This is a genomic window from Pseudomonas sp. RGB (assembly GCF_007713445.1).
Classification (GTDB): Bacteria; Pseudomonadota; Gammaproteobacteria; order Pseudomonadales; family Pseudomonadaceae; genus Aquipseudomonas.
In genome coordinates this window covers 54,008-79,538 of the sequence record NZ_VMSH01000003.1, presented here as the reverse complement: position 1 = coordinate 79,538, position 25,531 = coordinate 54,008, and the positions used below count along the sequence as shown (strand labels likewise).

Genomic DNA, 25,531 nt, shown 5'->3' with positions numbered 1-25,531 from the left:
ATCACGCTGCCTACGTACAATGAACACGGCCTGAATGTGCTGCATCGGGCACAAAAAAACCCGCCGAAGCGGGTTTTTTCTGTCGGTCAAATCAGGTTCCGCTTACAGCTCGGAGAAACACTCTTCGATGATCGCCAAGCCTTTGTCCAACTGCTCGTCCGGCGAGGTCAGCGGGACCAGTACGCGCAACACGTTGCCATAGGTGCCGCAGGACAGCAGGATCAGGCCCTTGTCACGCGCCTTGGCCACCACGGAGGCGACGGCTGCAGCGTTCGGCTTGTGGCTGTCGCCACCCTCGAACAGCTCGACCGCAATCATCGCGCCCAGCGCACGCACTTCGCCGATTACCGGGTACTTGGCTTGAATGGCTTTGAGGCCAGTCACCAGGCGCTCGCCGACAGCCTTGCAGCGGTCCAGCAAGTGCTCTTCTTCAAACACTTCCATCACCGCCAATGCAGCGGCGCACGCGATCGGGCTACCGGCGTAGGTGCCGCCCAGGCCGCCTGGGGCGATGGCGTCCATGTATTCAGCCTTGCCGCACACACCGGCCAACGGGAAGCCGCCAGCGATGGATTTGGCGAAGGTGGTCAGGTCGGCGGCGACGCCCATCTGCTCCATGGCGAAGAAGGTACCGGTACGGCCGGCACCGGTTTGCACTTCGTCGGCGATCAGCAGGATGCCGTGCTTGTCGCACAGTTCGCGCAGGCGCTTCATGAAGGATTTAGGCGCGACGTAGAAACCGCCTTCGCCCTGCACCGGCTCGATGATGATGGCTGCGATATCACGCGGCTCGGCATCGTTTTTGAAGATGCGTTCAATGCTGGCGATGGCGTCGTCATCGCTCACACCGTGCAGTTCGTTCGGGAACAGCGCGCGGAACACGCCGCCTGGCATCAGGCCCATGCCGGCCGAGTACGGCACGACTTTGCCGGTCAGGCCCAGGGTCATCATGGTGCGGCCGTGGTAGGCGCCGGTGAAGGCGATCACGCCGGCGCGGCCAGTGGCGGCACGTGCGATCTTCACGGCGTTTTCAACCGCTTCGGAACCGGTGGTGACCAGCAGGGTTTTCTTGGCGAAATCGCCTGGCACCTTGGCGTTGATTTTTTCGCACAGTTCCACGTAAGGCTCGTAGGCCAGAACCTGGAAGCAGGTGTGGGTCAGCTTGTTCAGTTGCTCGGTCACGGCGGCGATGATTTTGGGGTGCACGTGGCCGGTGTTCAGCACAGCGATACCGCCGGCGAAGTCGATGAACTCGCGACCTTCAACGTCGGTCACGGTGGCGTTCTTCGCGGATTCAGCGAAGATCGGGTGAATCTGGCCAACACCGCGCGGTACAGCGGCTTCGCGGCGTTTCATCAGGGATGCGTTGGTCTTGCTCATAAAGTCCTCATTCGCCACTCATCGGGTGGCGTGGTCCAAGGAATACGTGGCGGGGAGGCAACTACGGCAGCATGCGATGATCGACTGCCACAGCTTTCCCGGCCACTACGAATAACGGTGTGAAACACGCAAAGGGTCAGCGCTCTCGTGCCCTCTGCGTTTGCTGCAAGCTCTTGCCGGTCAGATGCCCAGGCAGAGGTATTTGATTTCCAGGTAATCCTCGATCCCATACTTGGAGCCTTCACGGCCCAGGCCCGACGCCTTGATGCCGCCGAACGGCGCCACTTCGTTGGAGATCAACCCGGTGTTGACGCCGACCATGCCGTATTCCAGGGCTTCAGCCACACGGAACACACGGCCCAGGTCGCGGGCGTAGAAATAGGAAGCCAGGCCGAACTCGGTGTCGTTGGACATCGCGATCACTTCGGCTTCGTCTTTGAAGCGGAACAATGGCGCCAGCGGGCCGAAGGTTTCTTCCTTCGCCACGGCGGCATTTTTCGGCACGTCGACCAGAATGGTCGGCTCGAAGAAGTTGCCTTCCATCACCTTGCCACCGGCCAACAGCTTGGCGCCTTTGCTCAGGGCATCAGCGATGTGCTCCTGAACCTTGGCCACGGCTTTTTCGTCGATCAGCGGGCCAGTCGTGGTGCCGTCTTCCAGACCGTTGCCGATCTTGAGTTTGGCCACGGCCACTTTGAGTTTTTCGGCGAACGCGTCGTACACCGAATCCTGGATGTACAGGCGGTTGGCGCAGACGCAGGTCTGGCCGTTGTTGCGGTATTTGGAAATGATCGCGCCTTCGACGGCCTTATCCAGGTCCGCGTCGTCGAACACAATAAACGGCGCGTTGCCGCCCAGTTCCAGCGAGACCTTCTTGATGTCCTTGGCGCATTCGGCCATCAGCTGGCGACCGATTTCGGTGGAGCCGGTGAAGGACAACTTACGCACGATCGGGTTGCTGGTCAGCTCGCCGCCGATGTCGCCGGCACTGCCGGTGACCACGCTGAGCACGCCTTTAGGGATACCGGCGCGGTGCGCCAGCTCAACCAGGGCCAGGGCCGAGAACGGCGTTTGCGAAGCCGGCTTGATCACCATGGTACAACCGGCGGCCAGGGCCGGGCCGGCTTTACGGGTGATCATCGCGGCCGGGAAGTTCCACGGGGTAATTGCAGCGGTCACGCCGATGGGCTGCTTGATCACGATCAGGCGCTTGTCGGGCTGGTGGCCGGGAATTACATCACCGTAGATGCGCTTGGCTTCTTCGGCGAACCACTCGATAAAGGAAGCGGCGTAGACGATTTCGCCCTTGGCCTCGGCCAGCGGCTTGCCTTGTTCCAGGGTCATCAGGCGACCGAGGTCGTCCTGGTTTTCGATCAGCAGCTCGAACCAACGGCGCAGCTTGTTCGCGCGCTCCTTGGCGGTCAGCGCACGCCAGGCCGGCAGCGCCTTGTCGGCGGCTTCGATAGCGCGGCGGGTTTCGGCGGCGCCCATCTTCGGCACGGTGCCGAGAATCTCGCCCGTGGCCGGGTTGTTGACCTTGATGGTTTGACCGTTGTCCGCATCGACCCAAGCGCCATCGATAAAGGCTTGTTGGCGGAACAACTGGGTATCTTTGAGCTGCATGTCGGCTTTCCTTAACAGCACCGCGCGCGCGCGGAGCGAATTAGAGTTGTTGAAAGGCGCCTTGTGGGCTGCCGTCAGGGAAATCAGCCCCAGCGCGCGGCAAGAGTGAAAGAGCGCACGGGAGACAGAGCGTTTGAAATCTCAAACGAATCCTAGGATCAATGGGGGTACAGGGCAATAGTCTGTTCGAAAAAAAGAACGAAAACGGCGCATTTGCCGAATCTTTCTGATCAGCGCGATTCGGCCGCGTTCCACCCCATCGACCACCGGCGCCCGGCGCAGGGCCTCTGTGCAGCCAATTCCTACCCACAAACGGCCAAAGACCGGCATGGACGCCCAAGGACGACATGGGTATGATGTCGCCCGCACAAGCATCCGTAGCTCAGCTGGATAGAGTACTGCCCTCCGAAGGCAGGGGTCGTGGGTTCGAATCCCGCCGGGTGCACCAGATACAGACGAAAAAGCCCCAGGTCGAAAGACCTGGGGCTTTTTTGTGGGCGACCGGTAGCACGTTTGGTAACGCGCCTGGGCTGGCAAGACTGTGAGCAGCTCACACCCATCAGCGAAACGCGCTCTGCAGCAATGGCAGCAGCAACTCGGCGCACTGTGCGTTGGTAACCATCGCTTGGCGTTTGTCGTCTCCGTAGCCTTTGCAGGTCCGATGCTGAACCTGCTCGGACATGAGTCGGGCGGCTTCCACCTCGAAGGCGACAGCTCCGGCGGCAAGACCACACACTTGCAAGTCGCCGCCTCGGTCTATGGCGGGCCGCTTGTGGTGCGCTCGTGGCGCTCCACGGATAACGCCCTAGAGTCCATCGCCGCAGCACACTCAGACGGTCTCCTGGTGCTGGATGAAATCGGCATGTGCGACCCGCGCATTATTGGCGAGACGGTCTACATGCTCGGCAACGGCACCGGTAAGGCCCGAGCGAATGATCGAGGACAAGCGGGCCGACAGGTGCAGGAGTGGCGCTTGCTGTTTCTCTCGACCGGTGAGAAGACATTGGCGCAGCACATGGCGGATGCAAACAAGGAGCTGAAAGCCGGTATGGAGGTGCGCATGCTCTCCGTGCCTGCGGATGCCAGCAAAGGCCCCGGCATGTTCGATGTGCTGAATGGTTCTGAGGACGCTGCCGCCCTCTCCGATGCGCTCAAGGCCCGAGTAGCCAAATATTACGGCACGCCCCTCACCGCTTTCCTGCACGCACTGTGCGCGCCTGGGGAAATGCTCAGGTGGACAGTGATCGTGCGCCGCACGGTGGAACAGTTCATCACCCAAAACCTACCAGCCTCGGCCAGTGGTCAGGCGCAGCGTGCCGCCCTTCGCTTCGGCCTCGCCGCCGCCGCCGGAGAGTTGGCTACCGCCTTTGGTGTTACCGGCTGGCCGGATGGCACAGCCACGACCGCCGCTCGGGTGTGTCTGCATGCGTGGCTGGCCGAACGCGGCGGCGCCGGAAACTTCGAGGGCGATGCGATCTTGGCGCGGCTGCGCCAGGTCATCGAGCGGTTTGGAGAAAGCCGCTTTACCCGCTGGGAATCCGCCGCCGCCAAGCTCGATGAGCACGGACCGCGCACGATTGATCGGTTGGGCTTTCGCAAGACGATGGAACACGGCATGGGCGACGCCCTGCACACCACCAACACCTATTACGTACTGCCTGAAGCCTGGAGGACCGAGATCTTCAAAGGCATGAACATCAGTGCGGTGAACAAGGAGTTGCTGCAACGCGGCGTGCTTGAGCCGGGTAGTGACGGCAAGGCCTACAGCTTGATCCGTCTGCCAGGGTTAGGGCCCCAGCGCTGCTACGTGGTGAAGACCGCTCCAGGAACGGACGAAGGCGAGGCCAAGGCCGCCTGACGGAGAGCCTGCTGATCGAGGTAGCGCCGGCTCATTACCGGCCTTGCCAGCCATTCGACAACCATCCCTATTAACCGCAGTACCCAGAGACAATACAGATGAACACTATCCAAGAATTGAAAGACCGCCGCGACCAACTGGCCCTCGAAGTGGAGAGCATTCAGGGTGACCTAGCTCCCTTCGAAGAGGCGCTGGAAAGCCCGGAGGTTATCCAGCAGGGCCGTCAACGAGCCGTGCAGGATGAAATCAACGATCACAAAAAACGTATCGACTCGCGAAATCTGGAGATCAGCAACCTGAATCAAAAGATTCTTCGCCTTGAGAGATTGGCAAACCGTGAGAGCTTGGCTGCGGGATATCTCAGCGATATGGCGAACTGGAAAGCCGACGAGATGGAACTCAACGAAAAGCGCAGCAGCATCGAGACCCGGTTGCAGCAGGTCCGCCAGAGCGATCAGGAAGACATGGCAAAAGCTCGACAAGCTGAAACGGACGCGGCCACCGCTTATGCACAGGCTGTCGCCTGGGGCGATGTAGAGGGCGAAAAAGCGGCTAACGCAGAAGCTCAAAAGGCAGCAAAAAACCTCACGGCTGCGGCTGAGCATCACCGCCGCCAACAACTGCTCATCACCGCACTGGAGCAGGAGCTGGTGACGATTGATCTGCATATCACAGAGGCACAAAAGGAACGCACCGAGATCGAGAATAAAGCGGCTCACCTGGCGAACACTGTGCTGGAAGAACAGTGGAATGAGGCCGCCAAAACACTGCTGGAGACCGGCGGCAAGCTGTGGGCCGCACGCAACCTGATTAGTCGTGACCCGGTTGCACTGATGAAGCTGGATATCCCTGAACTGGGCAAGCACTTTGGAAGCTGGACCTGGCGAGAACTAGCGGCTCGCTCACACCAACACAGCCTGCTTGACCTGTTGGCGGCCTAACTCAAACCTTCCCCGAAGCAACCGGCGAGGGCCGGTTGATTCGGGCCTACCATCGGTCTAACAATGAACAAAACACTACAGAACAGTGCTCAGTTGCCGGATTACCTAAAGTCCCGAAAGCTGCATTTGAACGGGATAATTGTCGGTATGGCTGGCCTGAAAAAACTCACCGCAACGGCAAACACTGACACTAAAGTTGAGACGCTCACGATTGATGTAATCAAGGCAGAGCTTGATTTCATTAACCTTCAACTCAAAAGAAAAAGCGGATGATGAAAAAGCGGAAGCTTAGGAAGTTTCCGCTTCGCTTGATCCTCCCATTACAAACAAGGCTTAAGATTTTTCGGCTTTCGGCTTTCGGTCTGTGGCGGCTGTGGGCATATGAATGTTTTCGGCCAAAAGATACCATGAGGCACTAGGAGATCAGGGGCGATTCAGGGTGACGTCGTTCGCGTCTGAGCCGCCCGATGGTATAGATTTACCAGAGCTTCTCTACCACCTATATATTCAGAGCAACGAGCAACTCGATTCAAGCATTGACATCAATATCATATTGCACGACTTTACCCAATCAACAGTACGGTGCCTTATGGTTTGATTTGAGATGGCACTGCGCGACCTACGCATTTCAACTCGATTACAAAAGGATTCGATATGATCGATGATTTAACCTTGGAAAGCTTTCTTCTCCGGAATCGTATTAGTCAAGATACTTGGAAGGAAGCGTCTATTGAATGGGAAAGTCTTATAGCAATAGGCCTAGATTACCAACGCTACGGCCCGCAGTTACGAGAGTACGCGGCCATGCTTGCAAGAGTAGTACAACAGTATGATGGGGTGCACTCTGTTCGATGGCGTATCAAAGACTCTGAACATATGCTAGAAAAGATCGTAAGAAAGCGCGCCGCAAATGCAGACAAGTATCTGGCAATTAACGTTCACAACTACTATTCAATTATTACTGACCTGATCGGCATAAGGGCCTTACACCTTTTTAAAAATGAAGCCCTAGATATTGATACCGCCATACGCGAGCACCAACAATTAATTGACACAGAACAGCCATTGGTTTACACCCGAAAGGGAGATACAGATCCCGAAGATACTTTTCCCAAAGATCGGTTTGAGCATCGCGAGCACCCCGCAGGATATCGCTCGGTACATTACATTATTCAAGCACAACCTCAAAAACGCCAAGTTTATGCAGAGGTACAAGTTCGAACAATATTTGAAGAGGGCTGGAGTGAAATAGATCATCGAATAAGATATCCAAACTTTAATTCAGACAAAATGGTCAATATTTTTTTAGCAATATTTAATAGACTAGCTGGACAAGCAGATGAAATGGGCAGCTTCGTGCAAGGGTTAGCTCAAGCCTCAACTTCTACCCAATTGGAATTGGCGGCTGCTCATGATGAGAAAAGAAAATCTTTAGAGGCAATGGATGCACTCGTCGCCGAACTGGAGCAAAAAACAGAACAACATGCACTATCCCAGAGCGCGGTTGCAAAGTTGAAAGAGGAACTCTCTCGAATGAGATCCGCTGCAGAAGCAGCTGAATCGCGCGCTGGTATATTTTCAAACGATTGGTTTGAAAATATTAAGCGAAGCAGTGAAATAGCACGCAATTTCGCGGGTAATGACATCGCATCACAGGCAATATCTATATTAGGAAGCTCCTTTAACTCATCTAAAGCCATAGAAAATATTGAGTCACTTAACTCAATATTTAACGCTGCAAATATCTTTTCTCATCCGGCATCAATCGAAAAACTCTCAAACGTGAAAAAAACAGATCGAAAGAAAAAACCAGATGATGAAAACTAGCAAATATTTGCAGAAAACCCTTCTAACCTGAAAACTAAACTCCTTCAAGCCTTATGAAAATTTAAACTGCTTTCAGAGGTTTTTGGCAAAATAAATTGCTCAAGGTGCAAGAAAATCTAACACCTTGAGCCAGCCCAACCAATCTGCATCAATCATATTAACTTTTCAATTGCACCACTCACTCCATTAGAGAGCTTCCAGTGTTTTCTCTCATCTATACCAAGCTGTTTACTCGCATACAATATAGCCATTTTCAGAAGTGGAGATGCATTGGTGTAATCATCTTTAATTGCAAGCGCGTGAGCCCGAGTCCCTGATGTAAAAACAACTAGCGCTGCCAACCGCTTTATGATTTCCGACGTTGTTTCGGAATATAGTTGGAATATTTCTTCGGAGTGATTCCAAAGCGGCGAGGAAGCGAAAATATGCAAAACCCACATTGCATAATATGGTGGCGGCGGATTTCTCTTGCTCTTCAGGGGTTTTAAAAGCTTCTTTGCGATGCCTTTTCTTTCTCTCGCGGACAAATTATCAAATGATAATACGTATTTCGATATTTGCTCCGCTACCGGGTATAGCAATTCGGCGTTATCGATAACCAATTCAAGGACTTGACGTTTAAGATCATCATTGAGCCCGGGAATCCTAGGGATTTTTGTTAAAACATAGACGACAGCTTCATAATCAACAAGAGTGGTATCGCTTAAAGACTTTTCCAGCATAGCCTGCAAGTCAATACCATGAAAAAACTCTAAAATTACCTGAATTTCTTCTTCACTCGGTTCTTCCTCATCAGCAGCATCTTCATAGCCAAACCGGAAGTCTCTTAATATATTCACAGCCGAGTCCCGATCAGTGAGTACTGCGTCATGCTTAAGAAGTATTTCCTTCTTATATCTGGCTACTGGTAAAATCTTAGTCTTAGCTGTTTGTAGTGTTAGACCGTGATTGGTATAAAGCCACTCTCCGAGATGAAATAGTACCGACTGCGCTTCATATTCTGAGGAACAAAATATATTGTAGTCGTCAACCCACCTAACGAAATTTACATTTTTGCTTTGAAGAGTTGAGTCAACATCGATCAAAAGCGCTTCCGCCAGAACCCTAGATGCATAGGGACCAACAGGTATTCCATAACTATTTCTTCCCATAAGATTGCTGACTAACTTCTTGATTAAAACCCGCGCAACATCTCTAACTCTTTGAGAAGTAGCAACACTCTCAATAACGTTCTCTAACCTGTGCTGATAAATCCTAGGAAAAAAATCGGCTATATCGGCCATAGCGACATACTTTACAGAGAGTGCATCTGATTTAGCCTCTAACTGCTTACGATAATTTTCGTGAGAACTTTTTACCTCGTAAAGCACTGAATCATTATTTGAATCGACTCGATATGAGAATACTTTTTTCGACTTTACACCTATACGACTTTGCTCAATATCATTTTTAGCGACCATAACTAGAGCAGTATAGATAATCAAGTCTTGCGGATGAAGAAGATGCACTACGCGTATATTTGCACGATTTTTCGGAGCAAATACTTTTGTTAACTTAAAGGGCTCATAGTTATCGAGATCTATTTTCTCTAAAGTCGCACGTATTGAAAGCCAATTATTTTTAACAATTTCCCACTCAGGAGGTGTCGGCAACATAGTGCTGAAACCATGGTGATCAATCGCCTCTCTGGCGTTATCGAGCTCTACATCCGTCAGGTTAAACATTTCGCATCCTTTCCCTTCCAAGAAATCAAATGGGCTCCATAGCTGAACTGACGCCCCCCTGACAGTACCTGCCATGATTTTGATCAGATCGCTTTGGTAGCGACAGCTTTTGGCCTATAAATTATATGCCTGGAGAGCGATCAAAAAGCCACCTTTTGTTTTTTGATACAGGGCTCATTTGCCATATTCTAATTCCATACTTGGTTGCCAGAACCTAGCAATGAAAGGACCGCCAGACTAAAGCCGAAAACTGCTAAGGGAAAGGTAACAAGACTCGACTTCTTTTGGCAAAATTCGAAGTTGTTAAGTTTTGCAGAAACCATGCGAACGAGCGCATACTGATTTACCCATAGGATCTCCTAAGTGGTCCTATTAGGAGTTTGAGAACGTAGAACCCGAACTAAGGATGGTATGTTTATGCGTCAGCTAGAGATCCAACCCAACTAGGTCACGCCATCTTTCATTGTATATTCCAACTTGTGGCCGCTAGCTGCGCTCATATTACGCAGAACTGTCGCAGTACTCCTAAGTTATGCGACGATTCGCTAGCACCGCGGGGTAAAGCTTTGCGGTGTCGCGTGAGTCTGTCGCAGGTGTTCAATTTTCTGCGACATGAAAGGCGATAGCTGCGGCTCTGCGACGGATTCGGCACAACTCCGATACGCTCGCCATTTCTCAGGGCTGGGATCAGCAACGGAAGCCAGTCAAACTGGCGCTTTTAGCCAGCCACGAATGTCCGGACATGCCCGAAAGCGGTCGCCTTTGAGCGGCATAGCATCGGCCAATTGCAGTCGATCACATACTCAGAGTTACCACCAGGTAGCTAACACTTGCCACCACGGGAGCCTGCCGCTCGCCTCTTGCTTCAAATAGGTCAGGCAATCGTTCGTCTATGGCCATCCAGCTAACACTTCCTGCGTAAAGACTGCGCTTCGCGGCAAGATCCCGCTCGCCACGACGTTTTCCAAGGTGGTCGTCGGATCGGCGACAAAGAACGTTAGTACCAGCCCCCGCTGGGCGCGAGTGCAGCAGACGTAAAGCAGTCGCAGCGTTCGGCTCCAAGTGTTTTCATCACCGCCTTGTGCTCGTGCACGATCTGCAGCACGGGCCTCAGCGCTCGCGAAGACACGTTCGTAGTTGTACGTTCGGTAGTCGCTTTCTTCCTCGTCCATCACCACCATGACGCGTTCGAACTGCGCTCCCTTCACACCGTGCTGTGTAGCATAGGGAGACCCTTCTGAGACATAGCGCTCATAGGGCCAAAGCTCTTGTGCAGAGCACTTGAAGAACTTGGCCATTGCCGCATCTGAGGATAGTCCTTCGGCCGGAACTGCATCAGCAGCCTCGGGCTCCTGGGCAGCGTCTGCAACATCCCTGACAAATCCGAGAACACGCGCATAGCGATCGTCGAACTCGAAAAGACCCGTGTCACAGAGATGGAGTGCTATGTCACCAATGGTGGTCCCTGCCTCGTCCAGCATGGCGACAAGTCTAGACATAGCAGCGTGCAGTTCTCGCAATACAGCCGCGGCACGTCGGCCGGTAAGAGCCCCTGGCGCCAGACGCGGGCTGAACTTCCGGAGCAGGTTCATCGCCGCGAACTCGTTGCCGGCCTTCACGGCGGCAACGATCGGTAGCGCAAAACTTAGGAACGGTCGAACGGGCCAGCCGGTGCCATCCTGCATCCCCTGCTTCATGCCCTCCGATGTCTTATCGTTCAGCGCCGAGTAGATGCCACCGAAGCCGAGCCGGTTTGCGGCCATGCGGTGCACGATGACAAGAATCTTGAGCGCGATGTCTGGGGTCGTCCAACCCTCGTCGTTGTTCGTCGCCGCACTCCACGCCCGGACTCTCGCCAGGGCCTCAATTCGGTTCAGCGTGTTCGGCAGGATGAACATCCGGGCCGAGCCCTCCACCGGCTTGAGTCCTCCATCAACCCTTTCGTGCAGCCCGCGGACTTGCTCCATGCCGTCGCCCTGCGCACGCACGGCGTTGGCAACGTCAAGGATCTGCTTGGCACAGCGAAAATTCTCTGGTTTCGTGATGGCCCGCCAATGGTCCTCAAGCGGGATGTCCCCCGCCCCTCTCATGAAAATCGCCTGCATCGGGTCGCCAAAAAAACCGAGACAGAACTTGCGCCGCATCTGGGCTTCCACTTCCTTGAAGGACTTCACTACGCTCAGGAACGTGTCCTGACTCTCGTCAATGAACACAAACGGGAAGTTCAGCGCTACGACCCGTCGGAACAGCGGGCGATTTTGCAGCAGGAAATCGGCGAGCTGAAGGATGTCCTCGTGGCCGAGGACGCCCTTCGCGTAGTCACTGCCCACGCCGTAGTTGAAAGTATTGACGCCAGCAATAGCCTCCAGGCTTCGGGCATAACGCTCTTGGTCAGCCTTGTTCCTGTCGCGTGTAGTCTGCCGGACACGCGAGCTGTAGTTCTTGAATTCTTCTTCCAGTTCGGTGATCCGCCTGCGGATGTCGTTCTGTAGCCAAACCTTAATGTCCGCCTGAAACGTCTTGGTAATAGACCAGTAGAAGCTGTGGATGGTCGAGACATGAACCAGCGGGTCGTCGTTGACATCCGCCAAGATTTCTTTGGCGGCGAGGTCCGTATATGTGATGCAGGCGACCTTCTGCTTCTTCGCCCGCATGCTGGCGCCGTGCTCTGAGATCACCCAGTCCAGCGCCTTGATAAGGGAGGTGGTCTTGCCGGAACCTGCGCCGGCGCGGACCACGAACGGCTGCGGGGGGGTCTCGGTAATACACGCGTGGATCTCGCGGTCGGCGTCGGTGTCTGGGCTATCAATTCGTCTGCTCATGTGGTCTGCCCCGCGCCTGCAATAACGGCGACAACACCGGCTGCAGTCGGCTCAATTGTCGCGACCTCGTTGGCAATAGCCGCGTCCGCCTCAATCTCGTGGGCCACTTTGGTTTCGAGCCAGGCTAAGCCCTCGGCGATGTACGTGGGGACTTTCCAGCAGTTGAGCGGCCCGCTTGCGAGGACCTCCAGCGCAAAGCGAGTCTTGTCGAAGTTCTTGCCGATCACCCTTTCGTGCAACTTCTCAGCCAGTTCTTCAGGGCTGTTTGGTGCGCGCTTCAGCTTGAGTCCGACCGCCCGGTTAGCCTCAGCCTGACACCAGTCGGAGTTCTCAAGACCGAAGGCCTCCTCAAGCGTGCGGCCGCAGAGCTGCGAGGTCGTGGCGCCCACCGTCACCAAAACCTTGGTTTGATAGGCCACCCGAACCTCAGCGCTGGTCCCCTCGGCAAGCGACAGCGTTTTTTGCTCCGCCGTGACTTCCCAGAGTTCGGCAACCAACCGCTTCTTAGGGATCCAACTGATAAGGGTTTGGTTGGACGTGAACGCACCCTCCACGTGAGCATGGCAGGTGCTGCCACGCTTCTTGGACTTCTTCTTGCCGCCCGGTGCTGCTTCGTCGTCGTCTTCGAGCTCGAAGGGCTTCAGGTCGTCTTCCTCGTTATCTCCGTCGACGGCACCGGCTCCTGTGTCTTGCTCGGCGGCATTCTCGGCATCCGTCTTGACCGCTACGCTGTCCAGATCCGTGATGACCAGCGTAGTAAGTCCAACGAAGGCAATCAATTCCTGGAACCGATGCGCGAACGCGCCACCGACTTCAAGGATGGTTAGGGCGGAGGAACGCAGGCGCTTGGCCGCCGTCTCGATCATGGCTGGCAAGAGCAGGCGCTCGACATTGCCCTCCACCAGGATAACAGCATCGGAAAAGAAGAGATCGCAGTGTGTCAGTTTCAGATACCGCTGCAAGAATTCGCGCGCTGGAGCGTCGGCCGCGCCCGTCTTGAAGAGCGAAAGATTCCTTACCTCGGTGTTATGGTCCAACTGGTCGCTAACACGGCGAAAGTACCTGATGGGAGAGAACCCGCGCTCATAGAGAATGTGCGGGGAGTGCGTGGTGACAACGAGCTGCGTGTGGAAAAACGTTGCGTGATCGTTGGCATCCTCAAGGAGGCGCAAAACATTCCTGATAAAGACCTGCTGGATCTGAGCGTGCAGATGCGCCTCAGGCTCCTCGATGAAGACCAGATGCAGTGGCGCCCGCTTGTCTTCCTCGGCTTTCCACTGCTCGTGCAGGTCGAGGAGTTCAACCACCATATAGACTAGGTTCTTGAACCCCAGACCGTTGTAGCTGTCGGGCAGTTGCGCGGTGATCGCACCAGGAACCACGTAGTGAACCTTGGAATCCTGCCCCAGGACGGTGGTCGGATCCAAGGCCGCCCGAATCACGATCTCGGGGTTGTTGACGCCTGGATAGCCGAGTTTGGCGAGGCGCTTGAGAGTGTCGCTGAAGACTTCCTTCAGGTGGAAGTTCAGTTCTTTCTCCGAGGTATCGAGCGCTTTGAGCGCTGCATGGTCGTCGCCACGCTTCTCCAGATTGCGATGATAGAAACGGCTCAGACGCCGCGACAAGCTCTCGGCGCGGTCGGAGCTGCCAGCATCCGGGTCATCGAGGTGCCGCTGCGCGCGCAGGAAGTCCACCCTCACCAGAGACTTGAGAATCGCCGCGCCACCCGGCTCCTTGCCTAGGGGCAGCGGCGCATAATCGACTTCCTTTGGCTGATAGCCGACAAATGCGCGCTCATCAAGCACGTAGTAGCGGAACGTATATTCTTTGCTCAGCTCCTTGGTGAGGTACTTCGTCAGACTTTCCGGCCAGGGCTTGTACTCGCCGGGATCCGCTACCACCGCCGCCGCATTTTCCGCACCTGCCTCCGCGCCTACACTGCGTCTGGCCACCAGTGCGTTCGCAGCGTTGTTGGCCTTTTCATGCAGTTCGTGGAACTTCCGGACGAGTGCATGGGCGTCCTGAGGCTCGAACGCCACCCGGATCCCGACGCACTTACCGTCCCACTCCGTGCTCGGAAGAAGCGACATTGCAGTGGCGAGGTCGTCTTCACCGACCCGGAACCAGAGATCCAAAAGAATGGACGGCAACTGCTTGGGCGCGTCCTCATCGCCTGGAGGCGTCCTGCCGATGGCGTCGATCTCGGCCCACAAGGCCGCGCTGAAGTCGAAGAGTTCGAACTTCTTCGCTTCGCCACGGAGCATCGAGTACAGGCCTTGTACGGCAGACGTCTTGCCGCTGTTGTTGGCGCCAACGAAGATGGAAATCTCATCGTCAAGCTCAATGACGACGTCGCGCAGTCGGCGATAGTTCTGCAGCCGATATGCCTGTAGCTTCATGATCACCTCTTCCTAAGTGTGGCCGGGACAACTTAGTGCTGAGCACGCAGGCCGGCTGCTTTCCTTTGAGCGTTCGCGCTTTTTCCCACTTGTTGAATCTAACAGCATTTATGTGCGGATGCCGAGATGAGACTTATATAGCGCACGCCATGCTAAACCTCCAGTCAGCACACCCTCGCCGAAATAGCGACGACCTTACCTATACACACATGCATCACGGATCGCAGTCCTTAGAATCACTGGATCGAATGCAAGTGAGTGATGCGCAGCTATGCAAGCGGATGCTCAGATCGAGTGCAATTTCGCACATGTACTCAACTGGTTCCCTTGAGGCAAGTAAAAGTACCATCGCTTCGCATTCGCTAGGCGGCCTGGGATCAATTGGTCAACGGCATGGCCGCATTGGACTGGATGATGGAGCGCCAAACGGTGCGTACTGACAAAGCCAGCGGAATTCGTCAATGAGGCCAACGATTGAGCCGTGGAACCCATGGGCAACCTAAGTTACCTCTGAATCTGTTGAACAGCGCCTGCAAGCCTCCTATGTGATCTGCATCGATATGCGTGCAACCCACCAGCTTGAGGGAATCTCTCCGCACCGCGGCTCAGCCAACTCCTACGCAATATAAGTAGCGTACGTAGAGGAATATCCCCCGGAATTGTTCCTGCTTTCGGAGATGCTTTTGAGCGTCTGCTTTTGGGCAGGTAGCGGCCTGACACACGCCGTAACCATCACAAACAGCGCCTCCCAAAGCATTCATTGATGTAACACCTATTAAGCATGTAACACGCATATCGACAAACCACCCACAGCCGTGTAACGCCATATAACCTTTTAAAATCATATACTTATTTAACAATGTAACACGCGTAACACCCGTAACACGGTTTTATTAGAGCCCCCCTAGCCCCATTAGTCTTGCTCCTCCAGCGACGTGATGTGGTTCATGCTCTTAGCTTTGGTTCGATAGTGGGGACCCTGGCACACTCTTGAAAGTACGGGGCAGGAAACTCGCGCGTTCGTGTTAGCGGCTGGATTTTTCAAGTTGGTTGACAGGTTGACGTGGTTGACACCCATCACCATGGTTGACGCCACCCATGTGTTCGCTATCAGCAACAGATACAGCCACCTTTACCGAAGCTGTAACGATGGCCCTTTTTCTTTAAGATCCTTTCAATTTCAACGATTGAAATTTCAGTAACTTCTAGCACCTCCCACTAACTCGATCCCGCGGGTTTCATGCCCCGTGTACTCAGGATATCGTCAGGGTCCCCAGTACCTTTTTCTGCAACCCACCCGAGATCTCAGATGAGTAACCTCCAGAACCTAATCGTAAATGCCCGATCCGGCTTAGCTCTCGGCGAAAAAATCTCTGATGGCAGTTGGCAGGCAATCGCTAAGCAATGCGGTGCTGCTGAGATCGAAGAAATCGAACAGCGTATCGTCAGCTTACGAGCCGAGTTAGAAACGGTTGAGGAGTGGGACGGAGATACCCAAGATGACATCCACCTAGCAATTAATACCTTCACCCAATTACTGAAGGCCGCGAAAGCACGGTAGTTGTGTTGGTGGCGAAAGGACCACAGGGTTCAACGTGGAGAGGCCATTGAAGACAGCGAGTCACTCATCGGGATCTAGGTCACGAGGAGCTTCGATGGAGCCTTCACAAAGAGCGTTAACGGCGTCAGCACACTGCGCCCTGTATGCCCACGTGTATGCCTAACCGACGAACCACCAAAGAAACCCAATAAATACGGGAATCTTACCGCCCAGTTCAAACGACGCCGGGGCACCAGATACAGACGAAAAAGCCCCAGGTCGAAAGACCTGGGGCTTTTTTGTGGGTGTCGATTAACGCTTCTGCAAAGCCTCCAACCGCGCCGGCAAGTCCTCCTTGGGGAAGCGCTTATGCAGCGCCAGCAGCTGTTCATCGGCCGCTTTGGTTTCTCCAGCCCGGCGCAGCTCCACGATCTGCTGCAACCCCTCCTCCAATGATGGCAACGCCACCGCACGTTTGCTGAGTTTCGCGGCCGGCTCATCCGCCATTGCGCCGGCCACCTCAGCCTGAACCGGCGGTGCGGCAGCCATGCGGGCCATGGGCGCCGGTGCCGGCGCCGAATACGCTTGGACAAGTGGGCGCGCGGCTTCCTGATGAGGCGCGGAGAAGGTCGCGGTGGAGATCTCCGGTTGCGGCACGGGTGAGCGCATTACCACGCCGATCATCAGCGCCACGCCGGCGACGGTGGCGAAAGCCATCTGCCAGCGCGGTTGGCGGCAGGCGTTCAGCCAGCGCTGCCATAGGCTCGGCGGCGGCGTTGGAGCTTCGCGGCGGGCGGTGTTGAGGATGAAGGCGTCGAGGGACGCAGGCGGTTCGCCTGTGCTGTGTTGACGAAAGTGTTGGAGCAACACATCGTCGGGGTCCTGGGTGTGTCGGGGGTCGGTCATGCGGGTATCTCCTCGGCCAGCAGGCGGCGCAGTTTCTGCTGGGCGTAGCGCAGGCGGCTTTTGACGGTTTCCAGCGGGGCACCGGTGAGGGCGGCGATTTGCGGCACTTCGAGGTCGCCGTGCAGGCGCAGCAGGAAGACTTCGCGCTGGTCTTCGGGCAAGTCTTGCAACGCTGCGTCGAGGCGCGCCTGGTCGCGGCTCAGGCTCAGTTGCTGCTCGGGGCCGGCGCTGTCGTCGGGCTGGGCGTGCAGTTGCTCATCGTAGCTGTCGTGCAGCGGGTTGTGGATACCGTGCTTGCGCCAGTGATCGATCAGGCGGTTGCGGGCAATCTGGAACAACCACGTCCGAAAGCTCGCCCGACCTTGTGGCTGAGTGGTGCTGCGGATCAGGCTGAGCCAGGTTTCCTGGTACACCTCTTCGGCCAGTTCGACCTTGTTGCTCAGGGACACCAGAAACCGGTACAAGCCTTGGCGATGGCGCGCGTACAAGACCTCGAACGCGGCGCCGTCACCGGCTCGGTAGCGGGCCAGCAGCGCTTCGTCGCTGGGTGAATCATCGGGTACGGCCATGTAGGTGGCGAACTCCTTTCGATGGATCAATGCAGATTACCTGTGGGAGCCGGGCTTGCCCGCGATGCAGACGCTTCGGTGTTTCAGTCACACCGCAGTGATGCTATCGCAGGCAAGCCAGCTCCCACATTGGATCGGCGCTGCAGGCAAAATCAGTGCTTAAGACTCTGCGCCAACTCCACCAGTTGCACGAACTCGTTGCGCAGCCCGAACGGGTCATCGCCTCGGGCCGAGCGGGCCAGTGCGGCGGTGTCCTGCAAACTCATGCTGCCAGTGTAGCGGCCATCGCCCTTGAGCTGTTGGGCGAAGGCTGCCACGGCTGCCGAGAAGCGCAGGTCGTCGCTGGCCTTGGTCGCTTGGTTGCTGATGGGCCGCTCAATCAATTGGCTATCGCCGCCCGCTGCCGGTTTATAGCGCACGCGCAGCATCGCCAACTCTTTGGATGTGTGTTCAGCCGCCGGCGCAGCGGCGTAGCGCAACGGCTCCAGCCTGCCTTTCTGGCCCGTCGGGACAATTTCGTACAACGCCGTCACGGTATGCCCTGCGCCGATCTCGCCAGCATCCACCTTGTCGTTGTTGAAATCCTCACGCTTCAAGGCGCGGTTTTCATAGCCCAGCAGTCGGTACTCGCTGACCTGGGCCGGGTTGAATTCCACTTGCAGTTTCACATCCCGCGCCACGACGGCCAGGGTTGAACTGAGCTGGTCGACGAGTACTTTTCGCGCTTCGCGCAGGTTGTCGATGTAGGCGTAGTTACCATCGCCCGCGTCGGCCAATTGCTCCATCAGGTGTTCGTTGTAGTTATCCACACCAAAGCCCAGGGTGGTCAGCGACACGCCGCTTTTACGCTGCTCGGCCGCCATCTGCTTGAGGCTGTCGAAATCGCTGATGCCCACGTTGAAGTCACCGTCAGTGGCCAACAGGATGCGGTTGATGCCTTTGTCGATAAAGCCTGCGCGGGCCATCTGGTAGGCCAGTTCGATGCCGGATGCGCCGGCCGTGGAGCCGCCCGCCGTGAGTTGGTCGATGGCATTGCGGATCTTGGTTTTGTCGCGGCCGGAGGTGGGTTCGAGCACTACGCGAGATTCACCGGCGTAGACCACCAGCGACACACGGTCTTGGTCGCGGAGCTGGTCCACCAACAATTTCAGGGTGCTTTTCACCAGTGGCAAGCCTTCGCGGCGGTCCATGGAACCGGACACATCCACCAAAAAAACCAGGTTGGCCAGCTCCGCGACGGTGCGGTCGGACGCCTTGATGCCGATGCGCAGCAGCCGAGTGTGCGAGTTCCACGGTGTGGCGGCGATCTCTGTGGTCACGCCAAACGGCGAGCCGTCGGTGGGGCGTGCGTAGTCGTAGGGGAAGTAATTGACCATTTCCTCCAATCGCACAGCACCTTCAGGCGGTAGACGGCCTTGGTTGAGGAAGCGTCTTACGTTGGCATAGCTGCCGGTGTCGACATCGACACTGAAGGTCGAGACGGGGGTTTCGGCCACGCGGTGCACCGGGTCGTCCGGCAGGTTTGCGTAGTGCTCACGAGGCTCGCTGCGGTAGGCCATCGCCGCTGAATCCTGACTGACCACGCGCATGGCCATTGGCGCCGCCATCGGCATGCGTTTGCTCAGCGCACCCTGTACCGGCGCGCGTTGCAGTTCGGCGACAGGTGCAGCCTGCTCAGGCTTGGCGGCATCACGGGAAGAAGACAACCCACAACCGGCCAACGCGACCAGCAACGTAACGGTAAAGCCGTGGGCAGCAGGGCGCAGGAAACGCAGCGGACGGGACATGGGCTGAACCTCGTGAATGAATGATCCGTTCACAAGGTCAGACGCAAGGTGTGGAGGGTTCGGGTTAAACCGGAGTCGGATAACACCTCGATCACTGTGCAAGTGTGTAGACGCTGGCTTGCCTGCGAAGCAAACGCCTCGGTTTTTCAGTTAAACCGAGGTGATGCTATCGCAGGCAAGCCAGCTCCCACATTGGATCTGCAGTGTTTTCCGTACCCGGATCAGTCGGTGCCGTACTTCGGGTTACGCGGACCGTACAGAATCCCGGTGCGTTGCCCCGCCGACAGCAGGCGCGCACTGGTGATGCCGGCAATCGGGTGCGCGGCATCAGTGGAGCTGTTGATCACCTGCTTGACCGCCGCCGTGATCAGCATGCCCACCAGGCCGCCGCCATTGTTGTTGCCTTCCTCGCTCGACGCCCGTGCCGAACCGGTCCACAGCGTGGTGCCGGTGCGCAGGTCGACCAGTTTGGCCGACGCCGTCACGGAGGTGTCGCTGGAGATCAGCATGTACTTGGTGCCGTACTCGCTGACGGTGATGTACAGCGCCGCATCCGCACCAAAGATGTCATGCAGCTTGGCCGGTGCCACACCCTGGATGTCGTTGGCGGTGGTCAGGCCGTTCTGGCGGAAGGTTTCGTCCACCAGGGCAATCGGCAACACGTAGTAGCCCGCTTCGGCCAGCGGGTACGTCACCTGCGACACCAGGCTGTAGGACGCTTGCACTTCCGGCGACTCATTGATCGGCGGCAGTACCAGGATCGACTTCGGCCGCGCCTGTTTGTATGCGGTGTAATCGATGGTCTTGGGCGCTGCGCAACCGCCGAGCAAGGCCAGGGCCAGCAAGGCGCCCGTGAGTTTTAACAGGCTCATTTAGTGGCGACTCCGGTCTTGGCGTTTTTCAGCAGAAAGTCCATGTAGGAAGCAGACTCGGGGAACAGGGCCTTCTCGGTGCGAAACTCCTGCACCATCTGATCATCCTTGCCCATGGTCATGTACAGCATGCCCAGGTGGGCGTGGTAACCCGGCGGCGCCTTGCGGCCACTGGCGTTGATCTTTTGCAGATCGCGCTCCAGCGCCTCAACCTGCGCTTCCTTGGGCTCGCCCTTGAAGTACTCGTAAACCTGCGGCTGGTAGCTTTCCCACTGATACAGGGGTTGGGGCGCCGTTTGGCACCCGGCGACCGTCGCGATTGTTGTCAGCATCAGCGCCAACTTCACTGCCTTGCTCATCCGTGTACTGCTCCTTGAGGTGCTGCTGATCAGTTGCGCGGGTTCCAGGCGCCGGCGTTGATGCCGTCGACGAGGCGGTTGATGGCTTCGCGCATGGCCAGGTCCAGGACCTTGCCATTGAGGGTGGAGTCGTAGCTGGCGGTGCCGCCAAAGCCGATGACTTCACGGTTGGACAGGGCGTATTCACCGGCGCCCTGGGTGGAATACACCACTTCGGAGGTGCTGATGTTGACGATGTTCAGCGCGACTTTGGCGTAAGCCACTTGGGTTTTGCCACGGCCGAGAATGCCGAACAGCTGGCGGTCGCCGGTCTCTTTGCGGCCGAACTCGGTGACGTCACCGGTCACTACGTAGTCCGCGCCTTTAAGCTTCTGTACGGTGCCTTTGATCGCGGCTTCCTGGGAAATTTCGCCCATGTTGTCGCGGTCCAGCACGCTGAAGCGGTTGGTCTGCTGCAGGTGGGTGATCAGGATGGTCTTGGCCTGGCCACCGAGGCGGTCGACGCCGTCGGAGAAGATGCCGCGCATGTAGCTGGAGCGGTTATCGAATTTGCCCACGGCAATCGGCACGCGCACGCCGGAGTAGGCGACGTTGGCGCTGGCGACTTGTTCCACCGGCATCGCGCGGTTGCTCTCCGTGGCGCAACCGGCCACGGTCAGCAGCGCTGCGGCGGTGAGGCCAGACAGCAGGATTTTGGACAGTGTTTTCACAGGGTGCTCCTAGGGTGAGAAATCGAGTGCAGCAGGTAACGCTAGCGGGACGGAATATCGCGCAGATCATCAAGGATGTAGTCGCTCAGCCCGCCAGTGAAATATCGCTCGACACTGGAATTACCGGTGTTGGTAATAATGCCGCCAATGGTCTTCCATTGCTGTGGCTGGCCCCGCCAGTTGTTGGGTACCAGGCCGGGCCGGTTCTGGGCGAAGTGAAGCACCTCGGCATCCGCTTTCTTGACCTTGACCTTGTAGCCAAAATCGATGCTTTGCAGGATGGTGCCGTCGCTGACCACCAGGTTGGACAGCCCACCGTTGGAGTCGATGATATGGCGCACGTAGACGATATCCACGTCCAGCAAGTAATCGGCGGTTTGCTTACTGGTGGCGTAACGCTTGGCGTTAAGCAGGCGATTGACCAGATCGACGCCGAGTTCCTGGCGGACCTTGTCATCAGGCATGAAGTGCTTACTCTCGCCCCTCACCTCAACGTTGAACGTATCGAGCCAATACGTAGCCGTCTTGGGAATGGTGACCGGCGCCGGCGAGATGTAGTAATCCGGCTTGGAAGCGCAGCCGGCCATCAGGCAGATGGCCAAGAGAAAGGCAAAAACACGCATTGCTTTATTCGTCCCTGAAAGGTGGCATGTTGCTCGTGCCGCGGCATTTTACGGGGTTGCCCAACGTACTCAAGCGGTTTCGGTGCGTCGAGCAGGCGGGCTGTTGATAACAATTGTCTTCGCCAGCATGTCACCCAGGCGGCGGCGCATGCCGAACAATACAAAAAGGCCATCCAACAGGCTGAACAGCAGTTTGGGCACATTGCGCAAAAACGATTGGAACACGCTGCAGTTGGTGGGGTACGGGTAACCCACCACAGAGGTGCGGCACAGGCGTTTGCCCAGGCTTTGCCCATTGGGCAAGGCATCGCAGAACAGCATGTAACCGACCGCAAGCCAAAACAGCAGGAAGTGCAGGTAGTGAAACACCACGGCGCTGCCTGCTGAAGAAAAATACACCGCGACGTAATCCAGCAACCCCTTCAAGAACAGCAGGAAAAACACCACGGCCATATCGATGACGTAGCCCAAAAGGCGCTTGCCTGGGCTGGCAAGGTCGTAGCCGGCGGAGGCCGAAACTGAGTCGTTCATAACGCTGTTGATCCCTACGGTGAGAAAGGAAGGTGTATACCCCGATTGAAGCGGCGGTTTAACGCCTACTTGGGAATAACGATCGGAATAAACATCGGCGCGGGCGCCGGCGGCGGCTTGATCTGGCCTTCGCTTTCCACCACGGTGATGCCTTTGCCTTTCAGGGTTTCGAACAACCGCTCGGTCGCTGCACCGTCGTCGTAGCCACCGTCATCAATGGTCACGCTAAAGCCCAACAGACGCTGGCTTTCGGTGAGTTGCACCTGCCGCGCGCGGAAGAACGACCAGATCGAAATCTTCTTCAGGGCCGACAACTTCACGTTGGCCAGCGACTCATACTTCATGGTCTTGCCATTCCAGCCCATCACGTACAGGTCGTTGGCCGTGAGCGCAAACGTGCAGAAGTAATAGGCGCCCGTATTGGAGTTGGGCGTGGTCATCACTAGGGCACAACGGCCATGCTGAACAATGGGGTCCGTGATGCCTGGGAAGTCTTTCACCAGGTCGGCAGGGTACTGCGCGCGGTCGTAATACACCGTCGCCCGGTCGTAGGGCGTTGTGTTGCAGCCGGCAAGTAACAGCGCAACACCCAGCAAAATCCATGCAGCAAAACGCATTGAGTACTCCCTATGGCAGCTGGTTTTTTAACGCAGCTGCGCTGTCCATAAATGCTGAGCCTCTGGGGTGATAGCTCTGAGCCACTATCGTATCGGCAACCCCGTCAAATACATGAGCAATGCTTTCTCACTTCGTCGACGGGCGGCTCAAACTCCTCAATAGCCGCCCGCGTCGGTGCTGGCGATTGCCAGCCACGCGGCGACCACCCGATTAAACGCCTCATCACCCGCCTTGACTTGTAACTGAACAATCGCGCGCCTGGCATCCGCAATCGACCAGCCCGTGGAGTTCAACGTCAACCAGGCGCAATCAAGGCGCTCGGCAGCCAGGAAGCCTTCGAACAGCGCTTTTTTATCCTGCTGCGGATCAAACCAGGCGGGCAGTTCCACACCCGGTGGCACGTGCATGTCCCGATGCACCACTTCGAAGGAGCAACTGCTGTTCCACCACGCCCTGGACGCGTTGGCTGGGTCAGGAAAATCCCCGGTATAAGGCGCACCGTTGCCGGGCACGCTGTCGAGTGGCGTCAGTGTTCTGAACAACTCGAGCTCAGCAAACCCTCTGGGATCGTCGCCGCTTTTCAACGACAGCGCGTCCAGTTCAGCCAGGCAATCAAGCCCCACCGCGTCGGCGAACTGCTCAAGCTGTGGGGTGATGCCGTCATCCACACTCATCGCCATCATCGCGATCACCGCCAACAGCTGCGCAGGTGTTCTTGCGATTTCATAGGTCATGCACTGGCAGTCGACATACAGCTTTACGAAGCACGGCTCGCGATCCACGAACCAGTGTTGCCAGTAGCCGATGTAAGTGGGGCCGGAGCCGTCACTCCAGATCGGCGTGAGCGCGGGTGGGTAGACGTACCAGAGCGCCGGGGCTTGCAGTGTGCAGACAGGCACGCTGATAGTCCCTTGCGCGCAGGCCTGCAGCGTATCGGGCAGGTTCAGCGGGTTAAAGGGCTGCACTTTTATTTATCGCCTTGATCAGCGGGGCTACTCGTATCCATACCGTGTTTATCTCCCGTCAAAAGAACGAGGGTAACGTGAGGAAAAGCATCAACGCCCCTGCGCAGCAGTTTGAAGATTGGCAGTGGGTGTGGCGAAAACGTTTTCGGTCATTGTTCAGTCCTTGATGATGAAGTGGAAGCCGCCGGTAAAGGCGGCGCTCAACGCGCTTCTCGCTCGCGCTGCTCGGCGCAAATCTGCTCCCAGCCTTTCACCACAGTGCCGGTGTATTTGCCACAGGTCGCGCCCTCCAGATTCGCGTCGAGCTCGTCGCGCTCAGGCGCAAGCCACAGCGCTTCAACCAGGTAGGCCGCGCCCGCTGCCAGCACCAGTACCACGGGCAAGCGTGTTGCCAGGTAGCGCGCCGTGGCCCGTGGCGTGCGTGAGCGCTCGAACACAAACGCGAACAGCAGCCCAATGGCGCCCATCAGGAAAACACCCAGCGCCGAGCCGAAAGCGCCGGCGGTGGAGCTGTCGAAGTAGGCCCACGCCAACATAGAGACGCTTGCACTGACGAACATCAGCAGCAGGCAAATTCCCTGCACTAACCGCCATCCCATTACAGGCCGACCTTGAGAGACCGCTCAGACGACCAGGAATCCTGGCCAGCCGGCAATAGCGGCTCGGCAGGAATGCGGTATTTACCAAATGCGGCGATTACGGCCTGGTCTACCTCAGCGTTGCCCGAGCTTTGGATCAATGCGATGTGCGGCACATTCGAACCCGATTTGCCTTGCACTTGCAGCGTCACCGGCTTGCTGACGCTGGCGCGTTGGACGTGCTTGTTCAAGGCAATCTCGATGTCCATCGTCGTGCGATTCAGGCTCTTGCGACTGGTATCAGCCCAGACGTCGTTGTAGCGCTGCGTCTGTTCAGGCGTCAGCACCGGCCCTTGAGCGCGAATGCGCTGAATGCCCTTCCACGCGACATCGCCGGCATGCTGGCTGACCTCCACGTAATACATCATGGCCCCGAACAAATCCTGCGGGCCACCGCGACCCTCCTCCATCAATTTGGCCAAGGCGAGCTTGCTTTTATCGCTGTCGCTGCTGGTCAGCGCCAACTGATAAAGCCGGCGCGCCTCCACGTCGTTGCGCGCTTGCCCGTAACCCTCCTCGGCCATACGCGCCAGCCTCTCGTAACCGATGCCATCCACGGCGGCGACGGACTCATAGAGCGATTTGGCCTTGGCAAAATCTTGCGGTACGCCGCCACGACCGGTTTCGTACAAACCTCCGAGCGCAGTCTTACATCGCACGTTGCCGTTATCGCTTGCGTTACGAATGGATTGAACCTGTTCTACCGTGAGGCTTTTCGCGCCCTCAGACAGCACGCATTGGACGTTGGCCAGGCTCTGTTCAAAGGAGCTGGGTGGTGCGGAGGCTTGACAGCCTGCGACGAAACCCGCGATTGCCAGTACAACCATTGCCTTGTTCAT

The 25,531-nt window shown here is 56.8% G+C and carries 21 protein-coding genes, 1 tRNA gene and 1 pseudogene; 6 read left to right on the top strand and 17 right to left on the bottom strand.

What is annotated here, in order from left to right:
* Positions 1 to 102 precede the first annotated feature (102 nt).
* Both gabT and gabD read right to left on the bottom strand, forming a co-directional pair.
* On the bottom strand, positions 103 to 1,380 hold the full coding sequence (gene gabT / locus FPT15_RS07440; RefSeq protein WP_106577350.1) for a 4-aminobutyrate--2-oxoglutarate transaminase: 1,278 nt from the start codon (positions 1,378 to 1,380) through the stop codon (positions 103 to 105).
* Positions 1,381 to 1,560: 180 nt separating this feature from the next.
* Complete coding sequence (gene gabD, locus FPT15_RS07435) at positions 1,561 to 3,003, bottom strand: NADP-dependent succinate-semialdehyde dehydrogenase (protein ID WP_095186318.1); 1,443 nt, start codon at positions 3,001 to 3,003, stop codon at positions 1,561 to 1,563.
* Positions 3,004 to 3,374: 371 nt separating this feature from the next.
* Here gabD and FPT15_RS07430 point away from each other — a divergent pair.
* From FPT15_RS07430 to FPT15_RS07410, 5 genes and pseudogenes are all read left to right on the top strand, one after another.
* Positions 3,375 to 3,451, top strand: a tRNA-Arg gene (locus FPT15_RS07430).
* Positions 3,452 to 3,549: 98 nt separating this feature from the next.
* Positions 3,550 to 4,861: pseudogene (locus tag FPT15_RS07425) on the top strand (DUF927 domain-containing protein); the annotation flags it as partial.
* Between the two features lie 98 nt (positions 4,862 to 4,959).
* Positions 4,960 to 5,802: a chromosome segregation protein SMC gene (locus tag FPT15_RS07420; protein ID WP_145159691.1), complete on the top strand. Its 843-nt coding sequence runs from the start codon at positions 4,960 to 4,962 to the stop codon at positions 5,800 to 5,802.
* 147 nt (positions 5,803 to 5,949) lie between these two features.
* On the top strand, positions 5,950 to 6,075 hold the full coding sequence (locus FPT15_RS07415; protein ID WP_256676389.1) for a hypothetical protein: 126 nt from the start codon (positions 5,950 to 5,952) through the stop codon (positions 6,073 to 6,075).
* Positions 6,076 to 6,456: 381 nt separating this feature from the next.
* A complete protein-coding gene (locus tag FPT15_RS07410) occupies positions 6,457 to 7,629 on the top strand; it encodes a RelA/SpoT domain-containing protein (protein WP_145159687.1) in 1,173 nt (390 codons plus the stop codon).
* Between the two features lie 152 nt (positions 7,630 to 7,781).
* Here FPT15_RS07410 and FPT15_RS07405 read toward each other — a convergent pair whose 3' ends face one another.
* From FPT15_RS07405 to FPT15_RS07395, 3 genes are all read right to left on the bottom strand, one after another.
* Positions 7,782 to 9,353 carry an RNA-directed DNA polymerase gene (locus FPT15_RS07405; RefSeq protein WP_178119668.1) on the bottom strand — a complete coding sequence of 524 codons (1,572 nt, stop codon included), beginning with the start codon at positions 9,351 to 9,353 and terminating at the stop codon, positions 7,782 to 7,784.
* 890 nt (positions 9,354 to 10,243) lie between these two features.
* Positions 10,244 to 12,175, bottom strand: coding sequence for a UvrD-helicase domain-containing protein (locus FPT15_RS07400; protein WP_145159682.1), 1,932 nt, complete (start codon positions 12,173 to 12,175; stop codon positions 10,244 to 10,246).
* A complete protein-coding gene (locus tag FPT15_RS07395; RefSeq protein ID WP_060765375.1) occupies positions 12,172 to 14,574 on the bottom strand; it encodes an ATP-dependent endonuclease in 2,403 nt (800 codons plus the stop codon). The genes FPT15_RS07400 and FPT15_RS07395 overlap by 4 nt, the downstream gene beginning before the upstream one ends.
* 1,309 nt (positions 14,575 to 15,883) lie before the next feature.
* On the opposite strand from FPT15_RS07395, the gene FPT15_RS07385 reads away from it, so the two are divergent.
* Positions 15,884 to 16,135 carry a hypothetical protein gene (locus FPT15_RS07385; RefSeq protein WP_145159680.1) on the top strand — a complete coding sequence of 84 codons (252 nt, stop codon included), beginning with the start codon at positions 15,884 to 15,886 and terminating at the stop codon, positions 16,133 to 16,135.
* Between the two features lie 291 nt (positions 16,136 to 16,426).
* On the opposite strand, the gene FPT15_RS07380 is transcribed toward FPT15_RS07385, so the two are convergent.
* The 12 genes from FPT15_RS07380 to FPT15_RS07325 all read right to left on the bottom strand — a co-directional run bounded on the left by FPT15_RS07380 (position 16,427) and on the right by FPT15_RS07325 (position 25,531).
* The gene (locus FPT15_RS07380; RefSeq protein ID WP_145159678.1) at positions 16,427 to 17,020 is read right to left on the bottom strand and encodes a hypothetical protein; all 594 of its coding nucleotides are present in this window, start codon (positions 17,018 to 17,020) and stop codon (positions 16,427 to 16,429) included.
* Positions 17,017 to 17,589: an RNA polymerase sigma factor gene (locus FPT15_RS07375; RefSeq protein WP_145159676.1), complete on the bottom strand. Its 573-nt coding sequence runs from the start codon at positions 17,587 to 17,589 to the stop codon at positions 17,017 to 17,019. The genes FPT15_RS07380 and FPT15_RS07375 overlap by 4 nt, the downstream gene beginning before the upstream one ends.
* Before the next feature lie 152 nt (positions 17,590 to 17,741).
* Positions 17,742 to 19,376 (bottom strand): VWA domain-containing protein, encoded by a 1,635-nt coding sequence (locus tag FPT15_RS07370; protein ID WP_145159674.1) that lies wholly within the window; start codon positions 19,374 to 19,376, stop codon positions 17,742 to 17,744.
* A gap of 221 nt (positions 19,377 to 19,597) precedes the next feature.
* Positions 19,598 to 20,248 carry a DUF799 domain-containing protein gene (locus FPT15_RS07365; RefSeq protein ID WP_145159672.1) on the bottom strand — a complete coding sequence of 217 codons (651 nt, stop codon included), beginning with the start codon at positions 20,246 to 20,248 and terminating at the stop codon, positions 19,598 to 19,600.
* Positions 20,245 to 20,607: a DUF4810 domain-containing protein gene (locus FPT15_RS07360; RefSeq protein ID WP_106577341.1), complete on the bottom strand. Its 363-nt coding sequence runs from the start codon at positions 20,605 to 20,607 to the stop codon at positions 20,245 to 20,247. The genes FPT15_RS07365 and FPT15_RS07360 overlap by 4 nt, the downstream gene beginning before the upstream one ends.
* 29 nt (positions 20,608 to 20,636) lie before the next feature.
* Complete coding sequence (locus FPT15_RS07355) at positions 20,637 to 21,317, bottom strand: CsgG/HfaB family protein (RefSeq protein WP_010214228.1); 681 nt, start codon at positions 21,315 to 21,317, stop codon at positions 20,637 to 20,639.
* Positions 21,318 to 21,358: 41 nt separating this feature from the next.
* Complete coding sequence (locus tag FPT15_RS07350; protein ID WP_145159670.1) at positions 21,359 to 21,940, bottom strand: hypothetical protein; 582 nt, start codon at positions 21,938 to 21,940, stop codon at positions 21,359 to 21,361.
* Positions 21,941 to 22,009: 69 nt separating this feature from the next.
* On the bottom strand, positions 22,010 to 22,471 hold the full coding sequence (locus FPT15_RS07345; RefSeq protein WP_145159668.1) for an RDD family protein: 462 nt from the start codon (positions 22,469 to 22,471) through the stop codon (positions 22,010 to 22,012).
* 65 nt (positions 22,472 to 22,536) lie between these two features.
* Positions 22,537 to 23,088 carry a hypothetical protein gene (locus tag FPT15_RS07340; protein ID WP_145159666.1) on the bottom strand — a complete coding sequence of 184 codons (552 nt, stop codon included), beginning with the start codon at positions 23,086 to 23,088 and terminating at the stop codon, positions 22,537 to 22,539.
* A gap of 156 nt (positions 23,089 to 23,244) precedes the next feature.
* Positions 23,245 to 24,054 carry a hypothetical protein gene (locus tag FPT15_RS07335; RefSeq protein WP_145159665.1) on the bottom strand — a complete coding sequence of 270 codons (810 nt, stop codon included), beginning with the start codon at positions 24,052 to 24,054 and terminating at the stop codon, positions 23,245 to 23,247.
* A 200-nt stretch (positions 24,055 to 24,254) separates the two neighbouring features.
* Complete coding sequence (locus tag FPT15_RS07330; protein WP_145159663.1) at positions 24,255 to 24,653, bottom strand: hypothetical protein; 399 nt, start codon at positions 24,651 to 24,653, stop codon at positions 24,255 to 24,257.
* Complete coding sequence (locus tag FPT15_RS07325; RefSeq protein WP_145159661.1) at positions 24,653 to 25,531, bottom strand: tetratricopeptide repeat protein; 879 nt, start codon at positions 25,529 to 25,531, stop codon at positions 24,653 to 24,655. Before FPT15_RS07325 ends, FPT15_RS07330 begins: the two co-directional genes overlap by 1 nt.

Coding starts and splice junctions, on each gene's coding strand:
- gabT (WP_106577350.1), bottom strand. CDS start 1,380: ATGAGCAAGACCAACGCATCCCTGATGAAACGCCGCGAAGCCGCTGTA.
- gabD (WP_095186318.1), bottom strand. CDS start 3,003: ATGCAGCTCAAAGATACCCAGTTGTTCCGCCAACAAGCCTTTATCGAT.
- FPT15_RS07420 (WP_145159691.1), top strand. CDS start 4,960: ATGAACACTATCCAAGAATTGAAAGACCGCCGCGACCAACTGGCCCTC.
- FPT15_RS07415 (WP_256676389.1), top strand. CDS start 5,950: ATGGCTGGCCTGAAAAAACTCACCGCAACGGCAAACACTGACACTAAA.
- FPT15_RS07410 (WP_145159687.1), top strand. CDS start 6,457: ATGATCGATGATTTAACCTTGGAAAGCTTTCTTCTCCGGAATCGTATT.
- FPT15_RS07405 (WP_178119668.1), bottom strand. CDS start 9,353: ATGTTTAACCTGACGGATGTAGAGCTCGATAACGCCAGAGAGGCGATT.
- FPT15_RS07400 (WP_145159682.1), bottom strand. CDS start 12,175: ATGAGCAGACGAATTGATAGCCCAGACACCGACGCCGACCGCGAGATC.
- FPT15_RS07395 (WP_060765375.1), bottom strand. CDS start 14,574: ATGAAGCTACAGGCATATCGGCTGCAGAACTATCGCCGACTGCGCGAC.
- FPT15_RS07385 (WP_145159680.1), top strand. CDS start 15,884: ATGAGTAACCTCCAGAACCTAATCGTAAATGCCCGATCCGGCTTAGCT.
- FPT15_RS07380 (WP_145159678.1), bottom strand. CDS start 17,020: ATGACCGACCCCCGACACACCCAGGACCCCGACGATGTGTTGCTCCAA.
- FPT15_RS07375 (WP_145159676.1), bottom strand. CDS start 17,589: ATGGCCGTACCCGATGATTCACCCAGCGACGAAGCGCTGCTGGCCCGC.
- FPT15_RS07370 (WP_145159674.1), bottom strand. CDS start 19,376: ATGTCCCGTCCGCTGCGTTTCCTGCGCCCTGCTGCCCACGGCTTTACC.
- FPT15_RS07365 (WP_145159672.1), bottom strand. CDS start 20,248: ATGAGCCTGTTAAAACTCACGGGCGCCTTGCTGGCCCTGGCCTTGCTC.
- FPT15_RS07360 (WP_106577341.1), bottom strand. CDS start 20,607: ATGAGCAAGGCAGTGAAGTTGGCGCTGATGCTGACAACAATCGCGACG.
- FPT15_RS07350 (WP_145159670.1), bottom strand. CDS start 21,940: ATGCGTGTTTTTGCCTTTCTCTTGGCCATCTGCCTGATGGCCGGCTGC.
- FPT15_RS07345 (WP_145159668.1), bottom strand. CDS start 22,471: ATGAACGACTCAGTTTCGGCCTCCGCCGGCTACGACCTTGCCAGCCCA.
- FPT15_RS07340 (WP_145159666.1), bottom strand. CDS start 23,088: ATGCGTTTTGCTGCATGGATTTTGCTGGGTGTTGCGCTGTTACTTGCC.
- FPT15_RS07330 (WP_145159663.1), bottom strand. CDS start 24,653: ATGGGATGGCGGTTAGTGCAGGGAATTTGCCTGCTGCTGATGTTCGTC.
- FPT15_RS07325 (WP_145159661.1), bottom strand. CDS start 25,531: ATGAACAAGGCAATGGTTGTACTGGCAATCGCGGGTTTCGTCGCAGGC.